This window comes from Nonomuraea sp. NPDC052129 (genome assembly GCF_040680095.1).
Lineage (GTDB): Bacteria > Actinomycetota > Actinomycetes > Streptosporangiales > Streptosporangiaceae > Nonomuraea.
This window is the reverse complement of record NZ_JBFAVX010000016.1, coordinates 143246-161866: the sequence shown is the minus strand read 5'-3', so window position 1 is coordinate 161866 and position 18621 is coordinate 143246. Positions and strand designations below refer to the sequence as shown.

Annotated in this window: 17 protein-coding genes; 9 read left to right on the top strand and 8 right to left on the bottom strand. The window is 69.6% G+C overall.

The genetic code is table 11. From position 1 onward, the window contains the following. Window positions 1–53 precede the first annotated feature (53 nt). From AB0L53_RS31400 to AB0L53_RS31390, 3 genes are all read left to right on the top strand, one after another. The gene (locus tag AB0L53_RS31400; RefSeq protein ID WP_364001394.1) at window positions 54–1166 is read left to right on the top strand and encodes a sensor histidine kinase; all 1113 of its coding nucleotides are present in this window, start codon (window positions 54–56) and stop codon (window positions 1164–1166) included. Then, complete coding sequence (locus tag AB0L53_RS31395) at window positions 1163–1813, top strand: response regulator transcription factor (RefSeq protein ID WP_357647582.1); 651 nt, start codon at window positions 1163–1165, stop codon at window positions 1811–1813. The genes AB0L53_RS31400 and AB0L53_RS31395 overlap by 4 nt, the downstream gene beginning before the upstream one ends. A 208-nt stretch (window positions 1814–2021) precedes the next feature. Then, window positions 2022–3611, top strand: a complete 1590-nt coding sequence (locus tag AB0L53_RS31390; protein ID WP_364001390.1) for an AAA family ATPase — start codon at window positions 2022–2024, stop codon at window positions 3609–3611. A 55-nt stretch (window positions 3612–3666) separates the two neighbouring features. On the opposite strand, the gene AB0L53_RS31385 is transcribed toward AB0L53_RS31390, so the two are convergent. Beyond that, complete coding sequence (locus AB0L53_RS31385) at window positions 3667–4068, bottom strand: hypothetical protein (RefSeq protein ID WP_364001387.1); 402 nt, start codon at window positions 4066–4068, stop codon at window positions 3667–3669. A 127-nt stretch (window positions 4069–4195) separates the two neighbouring features. Here AB0L53_RS31385 and AB0L53_RS31380 point away from each other — a divergent pair, with 127 nt between their 5' ends. Beyond that, on the top strand, window positions 4196–4345 hold the full coding sequence (locus tag AB0L53_RS31380) for a hypothetical protein (RefSeq protein WP_364001384.1): 150 nt from the start codon (window positions 4196–4198) through the stop codon (window positions 4343–4345). Window positions 4346–4688: 343 nt separating this feature from the next. On the opposite strand, the gene AB0L53_RS31375 is transcribed toward AB0L53_RS31380, so the two are convergent. From AB0L53_RS31375 to AB0L53_RS31365, 3 genes are read right to left on the bottom strand one after another with little or no spacing between them, the layout of a single operon-like run. Then, a complete protein-coding gene (locus AB0L53_RS31375; RefSeq protein WP_364001382.1) occupies window positions 4689–5264 on the bottom strand; it encodes an XRE family transcriptional regulator in 576 nt (191 codons plus the stop codon). Then, window positions 5264–5953, bottom strand: coding sequence for a hypothetical protein (locus AB0L53_RS31370; RefSeq protein ID WP_364001379.1), 690 nt, complete (start codon window positions 5951–5953; stop codon window positions 5264–5266). Before AB0L53_RS31370 ends, AB0L53_RS31375 begins: the two co-directional genes overlap by 1 nt. 40 nt (window positions 5954–5993) lie before the next feature. Then, window positions 5994–9176, bottom strand: coding sequence for a BTAD domain-containing putative transcriptional regulator (locus AB0L53_RS31365; RefSeq protein WP_364001376.1), 3183 nt, complete (start codon window positions 9174–9176; stop codon window positions 5994–5996). A 173-nt stretch (window positions 9177–9349) separates the two neighbouring features. Here AB0L53_RS31365 and AB0L53_RS31360 point away from each other — a divergent pair, with 173 nt between their 5' ends. Continuing rightward, on the top strand, window positions 9350–9832 hold the full coding sequence (locus AB0L53_RS31360; RefSeq protein ID WP_364001373.1) for a hypothetical protein: 483 nt from the start codon (window positions 9350–9352) through the stop codon (window positions 9830–9832). Window positions 9833–9894: 62 nt separating this feature from the next. On the opposite strand, the gene AB0L53_RS31355 is transcribed toward AB0L53_RS31360, so the two are convergent. Beyond that, window positions 9895–10914, bottom strand: coding sequence for a hypothetical protein (locus AB0L53_RS31355; RefSeq protein ID WP_364001370.1), 1020 nt, complete (start codon window positions 10912–10914; stop codon window positions 9895–9897). Window positions 10915–11050: 136 nt separating this feature from the next. Then, a complete protein-coding gene (locus AB0L53_RS31350) occupies window positions 11051–11647 on the bottom strand; it encodes a helix-turn-helix domain-containing protein (RefSeq protein ID WP_364001368.1) in 597 nt (198 codons plus the stop codon). Window positions 11648–11702: 55 nt separating this feature from the next. Here AB0L53_RS31350 and AB0L53_RS31345 point away from each other — a divergent pair, with 55 nt between their 5' ends. Both AB0L53_RS31345 and AB0L53_RS31340 read left to right on the top strand, forming a co-directional pair. Beyond that, window positions 11703–12488: an SDR family NAD(P)-dependent oxidoreductase gene (locus AB0L53_RS31345; RefSeq protein ID WP_364001365.1), complete on the top strand. Its 786-nt coding sequence runs from the start codon at window positions 11703–11705 to the stop codon at window positions 12486–12488. A 305-nt stretch (window positions 12489–12793) separates the two neighbouring features. Beyond that, window positions 12794–13297: a hypothetical protein gene (locus tag AB0L53_RS31340; RefSeq protein WP_364001362.1), complete on the top strand. Its 504-nt coding sequence runs from the start codon at window positions 12794–12796 to the stop codon at window positions 13295–13297. A gap of 5 nt (window positions 13298–13302) precedes the next feature. Here AB0L53_RS31340 and AB0L53_RS31335 read toward each other — a convergent pair whose 3' ends face one another. Together AB0L53_RS31335 and AB0L53_RS31330 are read right to left on the bottom strand one after the other, a co-directional pair. After that, window positions 13303–14292, bottom strand: a complete 990-nt coding sequence (locus AB0L53_RS31335) for a DUF418 domain-containing protein (RefSeq protein WP_364001359.1) — start codon at window positions 14290–14292, stop codon at window positions 13303–13305. Between the two features lie 258 nt (window positions 14293–14550). Beyond that, on the bottom strand, window positions 14551–16539 hold the full coding sequence (locus AB0L53_RS31330; RefSeq protein ID WP_364001356.1) for a zinc ribbon domain-containing protein: 1989 nt from the start codon (window positions 16537–16539) through the stop codon (window positions 14551–14553). Window positions 16540–16822: 283 nt separating this feature from the next. Here AB0L53_RS31330 and AB0L53_RS31325 point away from each other — a divergent pair, with 283 nt between their 5' ends. Beyond that, window positions 16823–17968, top strand: coding sequence for a sensor histidine kinase (locus tag AB0L53_RS31325; protein ID WP_364001353.1), 1146 nt, complete (start codon window positions 16823–16825; stop codon window positions 17966–17968). Beyond that, complete coding sequence (locus AB0L53_RS31320) at window positions 17965–18621, top strand: response regulator transcription factor (RefSeq protein ID WP_364001351.1); 657 nt, start codon at window positions 17965–17967, stop codon at window positions 18619–18621. Before AB0L53_RS31325 ends, AB0L53_RS31320 begins: the two co-directional genes overlap by 4 nt.

Below are 18621 nucleotides of genomic sequence, written 5' to 3'. Positions count from 1 at the left end.
CCCTGCGGCCGGAGGATGATGCGCAGGTCAAGCGGGTGGCCTAGCGTTGGGGGGTGCGAAAGAAGCCGGGAAACGACGTCTACGTCGCTTTGGTCGTCGCGGTGATCCAGGTGGTGCTGTCGCAGGGGGCGGCCTGGGGGCAGCGGGGGTTCAGGGCACCGCTGGATTCGCTGGCGTACGTGTTGCTGCTGGTGGGGCCGGTGGCAATTGTGGCCCGCCGGAAATTCCCCGTTCTTTCGACTGTCGTCACTCTTTTGGCGACATATGCGTATGTGGTGGTTGGCTACCCGTATGGGCCGGTTTTTCTGGCGCCGATATACATGCTCGGGTCGCTCATCGTCAGTGGGCGGCGGCTGGTCGCATGGATCCTCTCGGGGGTCACGCTCGCCGTTTTCCTGATTTATGCCTCTTTGGGGGGCAACCAGACCCTTTGGATCTTCCACACGCTGGCGATCACCGCGTTCATCTTGCTGTTCATGGTGATCGCCGAGCTGGTCAGGATCCGCAGTGAGCGGCGTGCCGAGCACCAGCGGGTCGTCGAGGAGGAGTCGAGGCGACAGGCCAGCGAGGAGCGGCTGACGATGGCGCAGGAGCTGCACGACGTACTGGCGCACAACATCTCGCTGATCCACGTCCAAGCGTCCACCGCCCTGCATCTCATGGACGATCAGCCTGAGCAGGCCCGTACCGCCCTGACCACCATCAAGTCCGCCTCCAAGGAGGTCCTCGGCGAGATGCGCTCAGTCCTCAACGTGCTGCGCGAAGGCGCCCCCCGCTCCCCCACGGCCGGGCTCGACCGCCTCGACGAACTCGTGGCGCGCTCCGGCCTGGACGTGACACTCAAACGCGTCGGCTCCCGGCCGCTGCCGCCGCAGCTCGAGCGCGCCGCGTACCGGATCATCCAGGAAGCCCTCACGAACGCCGCCCGCCACGCGCCCGGATCCCGGGTGACGGTCCGGCTCGAGTACGGCACAGGCGCGCTGGGCATCCTGGTCACGGACACGGGCGCGACGAAACCGGCCGTACTGACGGAGGCAGGCAGCGGCAACGGCATCCCCGGCATGCGCGAACGCGCCTCAGCCCTCGGCGGCACCCTGACCGCCGGCCCGGCAGGCAACGGCTTCCAGGTCGAGGCCACACTGCCCCTCCCCGAGGAGACCTCATGATCAAGCTCGTACTGGCCGACGACCAGGCTCTCGTCCGGGCGGGCTTCAAGGCCCTGCTGGATGCCCAGCCCGACATGACGGTGGTCGCGGAGGCCGCCGACGGCGCCGAGGCGGTACGCCTGTCACGCGAGCACGAGCCGGACGTGGTGCTCATGGACATCCGCATGCCCGGCACCGACGGCCTGGCCGCCACCCGCCAGATGCCACCCGGCCCGCGCGTCATCATCCTGACCACGTTCGAACTGGACGAGTACGTCTTCGAGGCCCTGCGCGGCGGCGCCAGCGGCTTCCTCGTCAAGGACACGGAGCCGGCGGAGCTCATCCAGGCGGTCCGCGTGGTCGCGGCCGGCGAAGCCCTCCTGTCCCCCAGCGTCACCCGCCGCCTGATCGCCGAGTACGCCACCCGCGCCAAGGAACCCTCGGCCACCAACCACCACCTGGACCAACTGACGGACCGCGAACGCGAGGTCCTGTCACTGGTAGGAACCGGAAAGACGAACGACGAGATCGCCGCGGACCTCTTCATGTCCCCCGCCACGGCGAAGACGCACGTCAGCCGAGCCATGATGAAACTCCACGCCCGCGACCGCGCCCAACTCGTCGTCATCGCCTACGAATCCGGCCTGGTGAAACCCGGTTGGCTATAGACAAGCACGGCCTTCGCCTGGGCTACCGCCCCTTAGCCGGGTCCAGGGCCGAAGCGTTCTCAGGGGGTGGGACAACTGCGGGCATTCGCGGGCCATCATCCCCGATCGACGTGCTCATCCACCACCTGGAGCACATCACCGTCACCGACCCCCTGACATGGTTCCGACTGGCCGGACGCGAGTGACAAGTCGATGACAGAATGTGACCATGCGGCCACCCCGAGCGAGATCTTTCAACACCACCGGCCCCTGCGACCCGCGACGCCATTACATGCTGCCCCCCACGCCACGGCTCCCCGAGGCACGGGTGCTCATAGAGATGGATCGCTATTTCGTGCTGCACGCGCCCCGGCAGACCGGCAAGACGACCGCGCTGCGCACCCTGGCGGCCGAACTGACCGCCGAAGGCGACACCGCCGCCCTGATGCTCTCCTGCGAGCGCGCCAAGGCGGCCGGCGACGACTACGCCGCAGCGGAGACGATCCTGCTGAAGTCCCTCCGCCAAGCCGCCGAGTGGTCGGGATGGCCAGAGGAGCTGCTGCCGCCGAATCCCTGGCCACAGGCCCCGGCTGGCACCAGGTTCGGTTCGGCGCTGACCGAGTGGTGCCACCGCTGCCCGCGCCGGGTGGTGCTGTTCCTCGACGAGATCGACGCCCTGCAAGGCAACAGCATGGTCAGCATCCTCAGCCAGCTCCGCGACGGTCACAACGCACGGCCGGGAGGCCAGCCGTTCCCCACATCCGTCGCGCTGTGCGGGTTGCGTGACTACAAGGTCGCCTCGGGCGGCGAACCCGGCCGGTCCAACCCGGCCAGCCCGTTCAACATCATCACCGAGTCGCTGCGCCTGGGCGACTTCACCGCCGACGAGATCGTCGAGCTGTACGACCAGCACACACAGGCGACCGGCCAGGAGTTCATCAAGGATGCGGTGGACCGGGTCTTCGAGCTGACCCAGGGACAACCGTGGCTGGTCAACGCCCTCGCCTTTGAGACCATCCTCCAGATGGGGAAGACCATTACCATCACCGCCGGTCAGGTGGAAGATGCCAAGGAGCGGTTGATCCGAAAGCGGGTCATGCATCTGGACTCGCTGGTCGCCCGGCTGCGGGAGCCGCGGGTCAAGCGGGTGATCGAGCCCATCCTGGCCGGGGACTTCCCCGACGTCGACTCCACCTTCGACGACGACCTGTCCTACGTCCGCGATCTGGGCCTGGTCAAGCAGAAAGCCCTGCTGGAGGTGGCGAACCCGATCTATCGGGAGGTCATCCTGCGGGTGCTGGGTGCCCCGTCGGAATCGTACGTGATGGCCGATCCGCACAGTTTCGTGCTGCCGGACGGCCGCTTCGACCTGCCGCGCCTGCTGCAGGAGTTCGTCGTGTTCTGGCGCGAGCACGGCGAAGTCCTCATCCGGCAGGAGGGCTACCACGAGGCCGCCTGCCAGATCATCCTCATGGCCTTCCTGCACCGCCTCGTCAACGGCGGAGGCCACCTCGACCGGGAGTACGCCGCCGGCACCAAGCGCCTGGACGTACTGGTCCGCTGGCCCTACACCGGCCCCGAAGGCGAACGGCAGGTGCAACGGGAAGCCATGGAACTGAAGGTCTGGCGAACCGGCGAAAACGACCCGATGCCCGACGGCCTCGCGCAGCTCGACCGCTACCTGGACCGCCTCACCCTCACCACCGGCGTGCTGGTGATCTTCGACCGGCGCCCCGAAGCCCCGGCTTGGAAGGAACGCGGCGGATTCGAGGAGGCGACCACCCCGTCCGGCCGCCAGGTCACCCTTCTGCGGGTTTGATGGGTGCAGCCGTAGCTCAGGCCGCCTGGTCATCGCCCAGGCCATGATCAGTCGATCACCAGAACAGCTCCCAGTCCCCGGTGGTCGTCGAACGCGCCCGCAGCATGCCGAAATCGGCGCCCGTGTAGTTCACCTCGGCGGCCACGAGTCTGTCGTTGGCGAGAGACCTCATGGAGCAATAGATGGACCCGCACTGGAGACGGAACCTCTCCCATGGTCCGATGGTGGCCGCGCGTGCCCGGAGCATGCCGGAATTAGTGCCCGTGTATTCCACCTCGGCGCTCACATACCGCTGGGCACCCACCGAATAGATGGTGTCGGACGTTCCGTCATAGCAGACTCTGAACCTCTCCCATGGACCGGAGGCGGTCGCCCGAGCACGGAGCATGCCCCAAGCGGATCCCGTGTATTCGAGTTCGGCGCTGACATAAAGGTCGTTGGCCTTGAGCCTCATCACACCCTCTCCGCATGAGGGCCGCAAGATACTTCCGCTATCGCGGGCTGCCTTGCGAGCGGCGTCGCGCTGTTTCACGTAGTCGGCTAGATTTTTGAACGTGCCGACCGCCGGAGCGGGGGTGGGGGTCGTGTCGGCGCTCGCCGCGGGTGCCGCGGTCAGCACGACCGCGCCCGCTGCCAAAGTCATGCCGAACTTGCGCAAGACGTTCCTGGCTTTCATGTTCCTGCTTTCTGCTGCGAATACCTGCCGCGGTGTGCCGGCTATCGGTGGCCGCTGATGGCCGAGATATGGAAGGCGTTGCGGACAAAGCCAGCCGATCGCCTACACGGTCTCATGCCGCAGTGAATTACCAGTTAATCGGCTACACGCTGCCCCCGGACTGCATTCAGTCGGAATCCATTTCCTTCTGACAGCGTCCACTGAACAGAGTGCGCAGAAAGGACTCGTCACCGCCGACGAGGCAGAATTCACGTGCGAAGAAGAGCGATTTGGAGGCCGGCCGCACCGGCTCCTCGACGGCCGGCGAACGTTGCCGGTTCCGTCGACTACCTGACCACGAGATACGGCATCAGCGTCGACGAAGCGATGCGCCGGCTCGAGCTCATGTTCAGGGATGTCTTTCAGCTGATGATGGGCGAGGCGATGACGACGGTGACGTCGGCCGCATCAGGGCCGGTGCGGTAGATGTGCGGGGCGTCTCCCGCGAAGGCGAGCAGGTCACCGGAGCGCAGGTCGGTGGGGGCATCGGCGGGTCCGGCGGTGAGGTGGCCGGAGGAGACGAGCAGGTGCTCGATGGTGCCGGTCGCGTGCGGCACGCCGTCCAGGTGCGTGCCGGCGGGCATGCGCAGCCGCCAGATCTCCAGGCTGTTGCCGCTGCTGATACGGCGCAGCAGCTCGCGTCCCACTTCGCCGGCGGCCAGATCGGTGCCCGGTACGTACACCGGCCCCGGATCGGTGTCGCGAGCCAGGAGGTCGGTCAGCGGGATGCGCAGGGCGATCGCGAGCGCGTCGAGGGTCTCGATGGTCGGGTTGCCCCGCCCGGCCTCCAGTTGCGACAGCGTCGCCTTGCTCAAACCCGCCCGGCGGGCCAGCTCGGCACTGCTCATGCCGCGCTGCTCACGGCGCTGGCGAATCTGCGCCCCAACCGCGATCGCCGTGCTGCTGGCGGGCCGGCGGTCGCCGGATGTGGGTGCCATCAGCGTTCCCGGTGGGCGGCGCTGTAGGAGACGCGGATCCGGCCCTTCTTGACCTTCAGCGTGGGCAGCACGACGTCGGCGAGGTCGCCGAGGCTGTGCACGTGGGTCCCCCCACACGGAGCCGAGTGCAGATGGGCCAGGTGCACGATACGGTGCCCCTCGGCGTCGTTCTCCCAGGTCACGGGCAGGTCCTGCGCGATGGCCTTGGCGACCTCCGTCCGCAGCGCCTCGGTGGCGTCCTCCCGGCCCTCCGGGGTCTCCAGGCGGGCGTCGGGCCGCGGTGCGGTGAACTCGATCCGGGCCTGGCCGGGGAAGTGGTTGTTCGCGGCCAGCACCCAGCCCTGCGCCCGTCCGGCCGCCTCGATCAGGTGGCCGGACGTGTGCAGCGCGGCATGCGCGATGCGCGACGGAAGGTCGATGCGGACCTCGACCGACTGCCCGAGCGAGAAGAGCGGCAGCGTGGCCGCGCCGGAGGCCATGGCCACGACCAGCCCGGAGTCGTGGTCCCGTACGGGGGCGATCTCGTGGCCGTCTATCCACCCGCGATCGGCGGGCTGGCCCCCGCCCTGCGGATGGAACAGACAGTGCTCGACCGCCACCCACGGCGCGCCGTCGCGCGCACCTATGGCGGTGACCTGGGTATGGGCCTGCTCTTCGTACGTGTCCGCGTAGTAGGCGGGGACTTGCATGACAACCCTCATTAGGAAAGATTGGCGAACTCTACGTTCATTATAACGAACGATGGTGAGTGTCGCGTCTGGCCGGTGCGAGCCGAATGGCCACCTCCTGGGCGCGGCGCAGGTCGTACGGTGCCGACAGGCGTTCTGCCGCCCGTACTGCCTGCTCCGCGGCCTTCGCCGCCGCCCGCCGTTCGCCCGCGGCGGCCAGGACGAGCGCGCGGGCCCAGCCGATACGGGCGGCGGCTCCCGGATGGCGGGCCTGGTACTCGGCGAGGTGCCGGTGGAGCCTCCGGGCCGTCGCGGGGTCCGGGTCCGGGGACATGTGGCAGAGCAGCTCGGCCAGCCCCGACCAGCACTCCAGCATGCCGCGCTGGGCCTTCGGCAGGCGGGCGGCCAGATCCAGCGCCCGGGCCAGCGCCTCCCGCGGATCGTCCGCCATCGAACGAGTCTCGACCAGGCGGGCCGAGGCCGTGAGCAGGCGCAGCTCCTGGATCACCGGCATGACCGCGCCGTCCCGCAGGCCGAGCCGCTGCTCGTGGGCGCGCCGGCGTTCGGTCGAGGCGCGGGCCGCCGCCAGCACCTCGGCGACCCGATCGAGGCTGGTCCCCTCGATCCGCAGCAGGGCCTCGGCCTGGCCCGTCAGGCACCAGTGGCGGCCGATGTCGCCGCCGACCCGGCTCGCCGCCTGTTCCGCCGTGGCGGCGTACAGGTTCGCGGCCTGCTCGAAGTCGCCCCGCCAGAGCGCCGTCTCCGCGAGCATGCCCGCGCAGTTCTCGGCCACCCGGGGGTCCAGTGTCCTGACCCGGCACTCGGCGAACGACCCCCGGGCCGCCTCGAACTCCCCCGCCGAGAGCTGGTCCAGGCCCCGGGCCAGGCGGGCGCGGCTCGCGGGCTCCGTGGGATGCGCGATGCCCGTCAGGGCCCTGTCGGCGAGCGCGCCGTAGCGATGGGCCAGGCGGTGGCGTCCGGCGACGCGGGCGATGGTGGCGAAGTTCGCGTACGCCTCCGCGCGCAGGTCCGGGGCGGAGGTACGGTCGGCGGCGTTGAGCTGGCGCAACGAGACCGCCAGCATCGTAGGCACGTCCTGCTGGTGATAGGCCAGCCGTGCCAGGAACGTCAGCGCCTGCGCCACCTCGGCGTCCCGTTCGGACCGGGGCACCGGCAGGACCCGATGGAGGATCTGGCGCGCGGCGGCCGTCAGGGTGGCGGCGACCAGGCCGGGCCGGGAGGCCGGCAGCGGCCTGCCTACCGTGTCGAGTGCCGCCCTGACCAGCCGGTACGCCTCCCGCTCCCGGGCAAGTTGATGCTCGCTCACGCACGCCATCCGCAACCACCGCGCCCGCAGGCGGGGAGCCTCGGGCGTACGGGCCAGATGCAGCCGTACGACGGCCCCCGACTCCTCGTACAGCCGCAGCCGCAGGCACAACACCCAATAGTTGTCCAGGAACCCGGGCTCCCCGGACACCGCCCAGGCCAGCCGGATGTTGTCCATCTCCGCCCCCAGCACGCGGGTCACCTCCGCGTCCGAGGCATCCTGCAGGGCGGCGGCGTGCCGGTCGAGCAGGTGCGAGAAGTACGCGGCGTGCCGCTCCCGCGCCGCCCGCCGCTCGCCCGGCGACAAGTGCGCGGCGGCGAACTGCTGGATGAGCGGGTGGATGACGTACCGTCCGGCGGGGGTGAGCTCGATCATGCTCTGGTCGATCAGGCGGACCAGCACGTGTGGCCCGGCCCTGGCCACCTCCAGCGCCGCGGGCAGCGTGCAGCCGCCGCCGAACACCGCCAGCGCCGCCAGCGCCTTCTGCCCGGCCGGGTCGAGGAGCCGCCAGGAGGTCTCGAACACCGTACGCATGCAGGCGTGCCGCGATCGGGCCGCCGGTCCCGCGGCCGACAGCAGGCCGGGGTCCACGCCGAGGTGGCGGCCCAGTTCGGCGGGCGGTACGGCCCGCAGCAGCCCGGCCGCCAGCTCGATGGCCAGCGGCAGACCGCCTGTGGCGGCGCAGATCGCGGCCACGGCGGCGGCGTCCCGGTCGGCGTCGAACGCCGGTTGCGCCCGCGTCGCCCTGGCCGCGAACAGGGCCTCGGCCGCCGGTCCCGGCAGGCCCGCCACCTCGTACGTCACCTGACCGGGCAGGTCGAGCCGCCGCCTGCTCGTCGCCAGGACCCGCACGCCGGGGGCCGTACGCAGGACGCGCCCGATGACCGCGTCGAAGGCGGGCAGGTGCTCGAGGTTGTCCAGCACCAGGAGGACCTCCTGCCGGGCCAGCGCCGCCAGGAGCAGGTCCAGAGCGGGGCGCTGCGGCGTGAGGTCCACGCCGAGGCGGCGGGCGAGTGTGGTGACGGCTGCCTCCGGGCGTACCCCGGCGAAGGAGACGAAACGGGCCGAGTCCAAGGCGGCGGCGATGGCCAGGCGGGTCTTGCCGACACCGCCCGGGCCCAGCAGGGTGACCAGGCGTTCGGCGGCCAGCAGTGTACGCAGCCGCCCCAGTTCCGCCTCCCGGCCGTACAGGTCCGTGCCGGGCACCGGCAGGGGCGCGCGCCGGACGGCTGTCCGCTGGGTGATCAGGCGCCGTCTGGCCGCCGCGGTCTCCGGCGCGGGCTCGACACCCAGGTCGTCGGCCAGCCGTAGCCGCAGGTCGTCGTAGCAGGCCAGGGCCGCCGCCCGGTTGCCCGCCGCGGCCAGGGCCGCCATCAGCAGGCGGTGCGCCTCCTCGTCGTACGGGTCCAGCCCGGCCACCAGGCGTGCCAGCCGTACGAGATCGGCCGGTGGCGCGGAGCCGGAGCGCAGCAGCAGCTCGCGCAGCCGCAGCCGGGCCCGCCCGCGCTCCGACTCCAGCCACCCGCCGAAGGCCGGGGCGTCGCAGAACCACACCCCGTCCATGAAGTCGCCCCGCCACAACCGCAATGCCTCTGCCACGGTCGCCGTCTCGGCCAGGCGTCCGTGGTCCACGTAGCAGCCGCCGGGGCGGAACCGTACGTGGTCGCGGGTGATGTCCAGCCACCCGCCCACCTCTTTGCGCAGCTCCGACAGCGCCAGGCGCAGACTGCCGCGGGCGTTGGCGTCCGGCCGCTCGCCCCACAGCAGCGCGGCCAGCTCGGAGCGCGGGCGCGGGCCCGGCGTGGTGGCGAGATAGCAGAGCAGGGCGCGGGTCTTGGCGGAGCGGATGCCCACCGGCCGCGCTCCGACGGCCAGCTCAGGCGAGCCCAGCAACAGCAGGGTCAGCGTGTCTCCCATAACTGCAGCACGGTAGGCGCGTCCCGGCCGCGCGACTACGCAAAAGGGCGTGCACGGAACGTGCTCTACGCCACTGACCAGCGCTCTAACGATGTGCTCACGCTGCCGGCCCCACTCTGATGCCGTGTTTCGCGACAGCCGCGAGACGCGATCCTCTCCAAAGGAGAAGCAGTATGCGCTCTCAGAAGCTGATCCCCGCTCTCGCCCTGGCGGCGGGACTGGCCGTCCCGGCAGTGCTGGTCGCGGCCCCGCCCGCCGGCGCGACCACCGCGGCCGCGAACTGCTCGGTCGCGTTCTACGACCTCGACGCGTCCGCCGTGGACGAGGTCGACGGCAAGGACGAGCTCAGGCTCGAGGTCGGGTCCAGAATCTTCCCCAACTCCTGGGTCAACATGAACGCCGGCAGCGACGCCGACCCGGTGGACTTCGACTACGCGAGCGTCAACCTCAGCAGTTCCTCGTCATTGGCCTGGAACCTGCGCGAGGTCCAGCCGCCGATCGTCAAGTCCGGCTACAACCTCGGCACGATCATCGTGTACGGCTCCGACTGCGCCGGGCTGTCCACCGGCCAGTCCGTCATCGTCGGGGGCATCGTCTCCGGCACCCATGACAGCTACTACGAATACAACCTCAGGTTCAGGATGACCGGGCTGTAACCCCGCCGAACGTGAAGGCCCTGCCGTAGTCCCGAGGCAGGGCCTTCACCACGCCGACAGGCTTACTTTCTCTGCTTCTTGGTCAAGCCACCAGACGTACTGTCATTCTTGCGCTTGCTCGACGGCGTCTCGAAGATGCTGTCAGAGGATTCCTCGTCCTCCTGCTGCGCCTGCTCGGCTTCCAGGCGGGCCCGCTCGGCTTCCAGGCGGGCCCGCTCAAGAGCCTCCTGCACGTCCTTCTTCGAGGGCAGCAGTTTGTAGACGATGCCGAGCTCGTGGACGTCCCATTTCGCCAGCTCGACCGCGCCCGCAGGCGGTTTCACGCCGGTCGTGCTCTTCTTCTCCCGGTAAATCGCCCCGGCCTTTTTTTTCTGCGCATCGGTCTGCGTTCCAGCGGCTCGCTTGATCGGCTTGTACGTCTCCGAGAAATAGACGTGATCGTATTCGTCGAGCCATTCGGTGAAGCTGGTCGATACCTCTGCGTTCTCCGCGGGGACGGTCATCCCCTTCTCCTTCTTCGACTGGGTCCAGTCCGACGTGAAGAACACGCCGAGGGCCAGGCGGGCGCAGTCGGTGTGGGCCGTGTCCACCTCGTCGAGTTTGGCGATGTCGGCCTCGAAGTCGTTCTTGAAGTCCTTGAGCCGGCCGAGCGACTGGGTCTTCACCTCGACGATGACCTTGTCCGAACTGGAGCCGGCCACGGTGCCATTGAGGACGAAGTCGGCCTGCTTGGGCTTCGGCTTCTTGGTCACGTAGACGGCGCGGGTCTGTGGGGCCCCCAGATCGGCCCACGGATGCTTGCCCTCGATGTAGGTCGACAGGGCGGTTCTCAGCGAGTCCTCCCATCCCTCCCCGGGCATGGCCCAGAACTTCGCGATCGTGTCGAGATTCTCATCGGCCCACGCGAACAGCAGCGCGAGGAATCCATCGGTGGCGAGGAGTTTCGTCCCCGACCCCTGCTCCACGGTGAATGTCTGCTCGGTCATTTTTCCCGTTGCCCTCTCTCCCAGGTCTTGTCGGCATCCACAAGATGGGCGAGGGCATTCAGCAACGGATTGACGAATACTTGACGCGCTGTTCACGACTTTGCACGCGAAGCGGTGGCAATTTATTTCGCGCGGTTAATTCTCGCGAATCAAATCGCCACCGGCATGATGATCTGCGAATCAGGCTCGTAGCGGGTCACTCCGTCACAGGTCAAGCAGGGCCAGGCGAACGTCAGCACGTCCGCATCGCGGCGCGAGTCTGTTCGGTGGACATCGGCGGGGCGGGCAGGGGCCGGGCCGCGACGGCGCGCAGGCCGTCCAGGGCCAGGGCGAGGTGCCGCCGCCAGGCCCCTGGCGCCACCGTGTACGTGGCCTTGACGGTCGCCGCCACACCCCAGAGCACGAAGGCCAGGTCGGCGAGTGTGATGTCGCCCCGCAGGTCCCCGGATCGCTGGGCGCGTTCGAGGATTTCGCGCATCAGGCCGTACCCGCGATCCCCGTCCACTGCCGCCCCCCGTGCGGCGAGGTCGTTGTAGCCGAGGTCGGCGGCCTGCAGCTCGCACACGCCGGTCAGGAACGCGACGAACCCGTCCCAGGCGTCGTCCATCGCCAGCGCCTGCTCAGCCAGCTCGGCCACGGTCGCCCTTCGATCCTCGAAGACCGCCTCCACGAGGGCGCCCCGCGTGGGGAAGCGGTTGTAGAGCGTCCCGATGCTGACCTCGGCCGAACGGGCGATCTCTTCGAGCGGTACGTCGAGCCCATGGTCCGCGAACAGCTGCCGGGCCGCCCGCAGGAGGCGCTCACGGTTTTGAACGGCGTCCTTGCGCATATCCGCAAGCCTAGCTAAGTTGAGGACCATCTCAACTTGAGGAGAGCCTCAACTTATGCCCAGAACCATTGTGATCACCGGCGGCACGAACGGCATCGGCAAAGCCCTGGCCCGCCACCACACCGAACGGGGCGACCAGGTCGTGGCCGTGGGCAGCAGCGAAGAGGGCGAACGCCGCCTGCGCGAGGCGGCTCCGCAGGCCCGCTTCATCAGGTCTGACCTCAGCTCACTCCGCCAGACCCGAGACCTAGCAGAACGGCTCAACGCCGAGCACCCGGTGATCGACGCACTTGTGCTCGCCGCGTTCCGGTTCAACTCGGCACGGGTGGAGACCGAGGAGGGGTTCGAGCACACTTTCGCTCTCTATGTGCTCAACCGCTGGCTCATGGCCGAAGGACTGCGCGACTCGCTGGAGAACGCACCGACACCGGTGATCATCAACCTGTGCGGTGCCGGGCAGGGCGGCCGAATCCACTGGGACGACCTCCAACTGAAGAACAGCTACCGGGCGATCACCGCGACCATGCAGGGAGCCAAGGCCAGCGAACTGCTGGGGGCAGCCTATGCCTCTGGGCGCACGAAGTACGTGCTGTACAACCCGGTGTTCGTCGCGACCGGACTACACGAGTCCTTCAAGCAACCGCTGCGTGGCCTCGTACGGGTGACGTCGGCGGTATTCGCCCAACCAGTCGCCAAGGCCTTGCCGCCGATCACCGCGCTCATCGACCAGCCACCGAGCGAGCCGCTCACGACCTGGAAGAAGGGCAAGCCCATCGATCTTGCCGTGGACCGGAACGAGGCGCGGCGTTTGACGGAAGCCATCCGCGCCCTGGCCCCTTGAAGGAACCGCGCGGCCCCTCTCCGGCGTGCCAACGACCAACAGCGCGACGCACCCCAAAACGAACCCCCCAAAAAGCCCGCTCTACTTGACCTTGTCGAAAACGTCAGGCCGGGAGAACAGATAGACCCGAGACAGCGGCCAATACCGCACCACGGCCTTGCCGATCACCGAGGGCGGTCAAGATGAGGAACGTCGGTTCCTGCATCGCCCTGAAGCTCATGACAACGATATATACCGATGATCAGAGTCAGGCGCAACCCGCATCCGCAGCGGACGCGTCGGCGCGGGAGGACAGAATTGCCCTCATGATGGCGACGAGTGTGACGCTGCGGGTGCTGGCGCTGCTACATCAAGTGGGGTGCCAGGTATGGGTGGCCGGTGGATGGGGCATCGACGCCCTGGTCGGCAAGGTCACCCGTGAGCACCACGACCTTGACCTGTTGCACCGTGTCGAGCAGGAGCCGGTGCTGATCGAGACGCTGGCGGCCGCCGGGTTCGCCGAGCAGCCCGATGCCCAGCCGGGCCGGCCTGTTCGCTTCGTTATGAAGGACCGCCATGGTCACGAGCTGGACCTTCATCCGCTGCGGTTCGACCCGGACGGCTCCGCCGTCCAGCAAGCCGACGACCATGGAGGCGTCTTCGTCTATCCCGCGGACGCCTTCACCACCGGCATGATCGAGAACGTCCGGGTGGGGTGCCTCTCGGCCGCCCAGCAGGTCGCCTTCCATCAGGGATACCAGCCCCGCGACCGTGATCTCCATGACATGACCCGGCTGCGCGAGGCATTCGGTATCGCCACCCACTTCTAGGACTCTCAGGGAGTGTGGCGTAGGAGTGGGCGGTGGCCCCAGGTGGCCCAGCGCCAGAGCCACTCAAGGGGCCCGAAGCGGTATCGGCGCAGCCAGAGAGTAGACCACACCCACTGAGTACAGAGAATGGCAGCGGCGATCCCGACCACCATCGTCAACGACCAATTGTCCGGCGAGCCACCGATGACGCGTTGGACAGCTAGGACGAGGATCGTGGCGGTCAGATAGTTGGTCAGCGCCATCCGGCCCAGTGGCGCGTAGATGGCCTGCAGCGCCGGTCGGAGCGGCGTCCGGAGCAGGACCAGCAGCGCACATATGTAGAAACCGGCGACCAGCAGCCCACCCACGCCCATCGAGAGGCCGAAGCCGGGGTCGTCGGACCGCAGCCCGACCTGCCACCACAGGACAGGCGCCGCCACCACCGCCAGGGCCGTGCCCAAAACGACCGGCACCCGGGTGGACCGCTCGATCCGCTCGATCACCCCATACCGGGTCAGTGTCGAGCCCAGCAGGAACAGCCCGGGGACCAGACCGAAGAAGCCGCTTCCGAGGATCGGCGAGACCGCGAGGAGCGCGGCGGCCAGGCCGGCCAAGGCCCAGCGCGGCAGCCAGGTCGAGGGCAGCAGTATCGCCAGGCCGACGATGGCGTAGATGGTCAGGATGTCGCCCTGCCACAGCAGGAAGTGGTGCACCAGACCGAGCGCGAGCAGCACCAGCAGTCGGCGCAGCAGGAGCACTCGCGGGTGAGCGGTACGGCCCGCGGAGGACTCCAGCAGCAGCGAGAATCCGACGCCGAACAGCAGGGAGAAGATCGGGAAGAAGCGCTGCTCGACGAGCAGCCCCATCCACGCATCCCCCGCCGTCGGCGACCCATGGGTCACGACCGGGCCGCCGAGGCTGGCTATCGGCTGGACGTTGGCCAGCAGGATCCCGCACAGCGCGAATCCGCGGATTACGTCGAGCGCGCCGATGCGTGGGCGGCTGGAGGAGGTCATCGCCCCGCCATCGGATGGAGCCGGGCGCCCGTCCGCAGGTGATCGGCGTGCCCGGCGGCCCTCAGGCTCTGTCGGGTCCGTGGCCTTCCGCGCCGGATAGGGAGCTTGATGTGACATGAGGCTCATCCTGCGGGCTCGGTCCGGTGCCGGGCATCGGGCGAAAGCAGGGTTACGCGGTGCTTGACGGTACTTTCGGCTGGTTCGGTGCGGGGTGGTCATCTCCTAGCGTCTTGAATTCTCTGTGGTTCCCTGAAGGAATCAGGCAACTCGGACGGGCGTGGCCTGGCCTGGGCCGCCCCGGTGCTTGGCGAGCATGAGCACGGGGGTGGCTTTGGCGTGGTGGAAGCCGGTCCGATGGTGAGAATTCCTGACATGCCCTGTCCGGTACGGCTGGTGCCGTCCCGGCTGGGGTGCATGGCCCGCCGGACGCTGTCCACCGCTGGTGGGCGGTGGGGCGGGCACCGTGCGCGGGTCGGGCACACGGCTGGACGTCATCGGGTTGTTTCGTGCGGTGGCCGGGGTGCGGGTGGGCCGTTTCGGGGTGGGGCGCCTCTTGGCTCTGTCGCGTGCTGCCGGGCGGGGGTGCAGGTCTGCTCGGGTGCGGCGGGCGCGGCGGGCCGCGCGGGTGGGCCTGCGCGTTCGGCGGGCGCGGGCGACGTTGCCCTCCACGATGGCGTGGATGGTGCGCACCCCGGTGGAACGGTGGGTGCGGGTAGCATGCTGGCCGAGCAGGCCACGGGAGACGATCCGCTCGGCCGCTGCCCAGTCCCGATCACAGGACAGGCCGCAGGCCGGGCAATAAGCCCACCTCCAGCCCCGCTCGCCGAGCCGGTCCGGGGCCGGGCAATGCTGGAGCACCGACGTACCATCCCCGCACCGGGGGCAGTACCGGGAGGTCCCACGCGCCGTGACCGTGACCACCGCGATGGCGTACTTGGCCGCCAGATGCCGGATCGCCTCGACGATCCGCCCGCGCACCTGCCCCGACAGTCGCGCGTTCCAGCCCCCTCGGCGTCCGCGCGCCTCCAGGGTGGCCAGATCTTCCACATAGATGACCGTCGCCCCCGCGGCGGCGGCCTGATCGACCGCCCACCGCGCCGCCGACCAGGTCAGTGCCTTGTTCAAGTTTCGGATGCGAGCGCACAGCCGCTCATGTTCGACACCGAGGGTCTGGCAGACGGCGCTCAGCGTGGCGTAGCGGGAATCGGCGGGCGTGATCCCGGCTAGGAGCCTGTCCAGGTGCCGGTGCTTGGCGGCCAGGTGTTCACGCTCGCCGCGCAGCCGGTGCAGCTTGGCCGACACACCGCTCGCGTCGTAGATCAGCGGCCGCCCATCACTGATCACCCGGCCATCGGTCAGCTTCCCTACCACGCCGACCAGCAGCCCGTTGAGGCCCCAGTCGAAGCCGCACCCGACCCGATGACCGGTAGCGGGCGCGAAGCCGACCGGGATCTGGAACGGCAGATCGACGCGCGCCCGCCCTTTTGCCACCCGCACGGTGGGGGCGCACAACGCCGCCTGCGGCGGCACGGTCGGCGGCAGCGCGACCGGTACCACATGCCACGCCCAGTCCCGAGAAGACGCGGGCCACTCGACCAGCGGAAGCCGCACCCGCAGCCGGGCGCCGTCATCGCCGGCGCGCTCCACGGTGACCAGTTGCCGGTCGGCCGCCGCCAGCACCACCTGCGCCGCAACGTTCGGCGGCTCCTCCAGTTCGGTCAGATCTGCCGGGAAGGTGTGATGCTCGTCAAGGTAGGCGCGGGTCTGCCGGGTCCGGTTACGGATGTCCGCGGCTGTCACCCCGTCCGGCAGCAGCGCGCGCAGCGCCTGCCACTCGGCGCCGGTGCGTGCACCCGTATTCTGCGGCCAGGTGGCCACGATCGCCGCCACCAGGCGGCGCCGGTGCAGCGCCAGCCGCAACAGGCGGGCGGCCTGCTCTTGGGCGCACCGCATCACCCGATCACAGACGTACACGCCCGAGGGCGGGCTCGCGGCCCAGCCGAGCCGGCGCAGCGCCATCCAGCCCTTCGACGGCAGCACCTGCCCGTCCAGCCCCACCCCGGACCCCAAAGCGTCCAGATCAGCCGCATTCCACCGGGCCACCACCAGACGGGCGGTCACATCGCGTGCCAGAGCGGTCAGCCAGGCCACCCGCCGCACCAGCAGCGCCTGCGGGACGACCTCACCGGTCGCCTCCACCACCGCCGCGTAAGCGGTGCAGGAGGCTGTCGCGGTGAGCCTACTCACCCACCGCCCCCCATCAGGTCATGGGTGAGCAGGCGGCATCGACGCGTGTACCGCACGGCCTGGAGCCCAACCTGCACTCTGCCCACCCCCCGCCACCACGATGTGTGACCGTAACGCTACCAAGAGTTGACGTCTTTGGGTAGAACACGTGAGCGATACACGTCCGCCGGATACCGATCCATCCCGCGGATCACGTTCCACCGGCACAGCACGGGCTACGAGCCCAGAGCAGAATCCCAGGTTTTCATAGCGAATATGAAGAACGGTTCATACCCTGAGCGGTGTGAATCGTCGCGAGTGGGCCGGGTTCGCGGTCGATGCCGGGCTCGGCGTCGGGTTCGCGGCGGCGCTCGCCTTCCAGGCGTACCGGATCGCCGACAGCTGGGGTGGCGCCTACTGGCAGTTCGGCTGCGTGGCGGGGGCGGTGGTGTGCGGGCTGGCTCTGGTGCGCCGACGCGGGCGGTTGTGGGCGGCCATCGCGGGTCTGGCCGTCGCGGCGGTCGCCATCGTGGTCGCCCGGCTGGCCGGGCTGCCGAGTGAGCCGGGGCCCGCTATGGCGTTGGGCCTGTCGGTGCTGGTCGGCTCCGCGGTCAGAGTGCTGCCGGTCTGGTGGGCGGGCGCCGTCGCGGCCGGCGGTGGCGCGGTGGTCGCCGGTGGTCTGCTGGCCGCGTTCGTCTTCTCCACCGGCTCGGTGGTGGCGGTGCTGAACGGCGCGGCGTGGCTGGCCGCGCTGGTGGCCGGGCTGGGGCCGCGGCTGCTGGCCGCCCGGCGCCGGGCCATGGCCGAGCGGGTACGCCGCAACGAGCGTCTGGAGCTGGCCCGCGAGCTGCACGACGTCGTCGCCCACCACATCACCTCCATCGTGCTCCAGGCCCAGGCCGGCCAGCTCCTGGCCCGCAAGCAGCCGCACACGGCGGAAGGCTCCCTGGCCGGCATCGAGGCCGCCGGGTCCGACGCGCTGGCCGCGACCCGTCGCGTGGTCGGCCTGCTGCGCGACGCCACCGACAACGACAAAACGCACTCCGGCGAACAGCTTGGCGAGCTCGTCAAACGGTTCGACGGCCACGGCCTCGCGGTGCGTTTGAGCTTGCCCGACGGGGAGTCGGGGTGGCCGCCCGAAGTGGCCCGTACCGTCTACCGGGTCGTACAGGAGTCGCTGACCAACATCTCCCGCCACGCCCCGAACGCCCGCCACGTCACAGTCACCGTCACCCGAGACCAGGACGCCGTCAGAGTGCAGGTCGTCGACGACGCCCCGCCGGGCGTGACCTCCTACCCCCACCGGGGCGGGTACGGCCTGATCGGGATGCGCGAACGCGTCGAAGCCCTCGGCGGCACGCTCAGCGTCGGTCCGCGCCGCGGAGCCGGCTGGTCCGTACTCGCCACCCTGCCCATCTCCACAGCCGCTTCCGTGAGCAGGCTCCGATGACCATTCGGGTCCTGCTGGCCGACGACCAGGCGATGATCCGCGCCAGCCTGCGCATCATCCTGGAAGACCAGCCCGACATCAGCGTGGTCGGCGAGGCCGCCGACGGCGCCGGGGCGGTCGCCCTGGCCCGGAGACTGCGCCCGGACGTGTGCCTGGTGGACATCCAGATGCCCCGCCTGGACGGCATCGAGGTCACCCGCGAGCTGGCTGGCCCCCGCGTCCCCGACCCGCTGCGGGTGATCGTGGTGACCACCTTCGACCTGGACGAGTACGTCTACGGCGCGCTACGCGGCGGAGCGGCCGGCTTCATTCTGAAAGACGCCGGCCCGGCCCTGCTCGTCGAGGCCGTCCGGGCCGCGCACGCCGGAGACGCGCTGATCTCCCCGTCGATCACGCTGCGGCTCCTGCGCCACCTCACCGCTTCCGGCGCACCGGCCACTGGCGGAGCCGCTCCGCCGCTGTCCCAACGAGAGACCGAAGTCGTCCGGGCCATGGCCGCGGGCCGTACCAACCAGGAGATCGCCACCGAGCTGTTCATCTCGGTGAGCACGGTCAAAGGTCATGTCACCGCCATCCAGGCCAAACTCCAGATGCGCAACCGGGTCGAGGTCGTCGCCTGGGCCTGGGAGAACCGCATCGTGGGCACCGCCTGA

Coding starts and splice junctions, on each gene's coding strand:
- AB0L53_RS31395 (WP_357647582.1), top strand. CDS start 1,163: ATGATCAAGCTCGTACTGGCCGACGACCAGGCTCTCGTCCGGGCGGGC.
- AB0L53_RS31390 (WP_364001390.1), top strand. CDS start 2,022: ATGCGGCCACCCCGAGCGAGATCTTTCAACACCACCGGCCCCTGCGAC.
- AB0L53_RS31375 (WP_364001382.1), bottom strand. CDS start 5,264: ATGGCACCCACATCCGGCGACCGCCGGCCCGCCAGCAGCACGGCGATC.
- AB0L53_RS31370 (WP_364001379.1), bottom strand. CDS start 5,953: ATGCAAGTCCCCGCCTACTACGCGGACACGTACGAAGAGCAGGCCCAT.
- AB0L53_RS31365 (WP_364001376.1), bottom strand. CDS start 9,176: ATGGGAGACACGCTGACCCTGCTGTTGCTGGGCTCGCCTGAGCTGGCC.
- AB0L53_RS31360 (WP_364001373.1), top strand. CDS start 9,350: ATGCGCTCTCAGAAGCTGATCCCCGCTCTCGCCCTGGCGGCGGGACTG.
- AB0L53_RS31350 (WP_364001368.1), bottom strand. CDS start 11,647: ATGCGCAAGGACGCCGTTCAAAACCGTGAGCGCCTCCTGCGGGCGGCC.
- AB0L53_RS31345 (WP_364001365.1), top strand. CDS start 11,703: ATGCCCAGAACCATTGTGATCACCGGCGGCACGAACGGCATCGGCAAA.
- AB0L53_RS31340 (WP_364001362.1), top strand. CDS start 12,794: ATGATGGCGACGAGTGTGACGCTGCGGGTGCTGGCGCTGCTACATCAA.
- AB0L53_RS31335 (WP_364001359.1), bottom strand. CDS start 14,292: ATGACCTCCTCCAGCCGCCCACGCATCGGCGCGCTCGACGTAATCCGC.
- AB0L53_RS31320 (WP_364001351.1), top strand. CDS start 17,965: ATGACCATTCGGGTCCTGCTGGCCGACGACCAGGCGATGATCCGCGCC.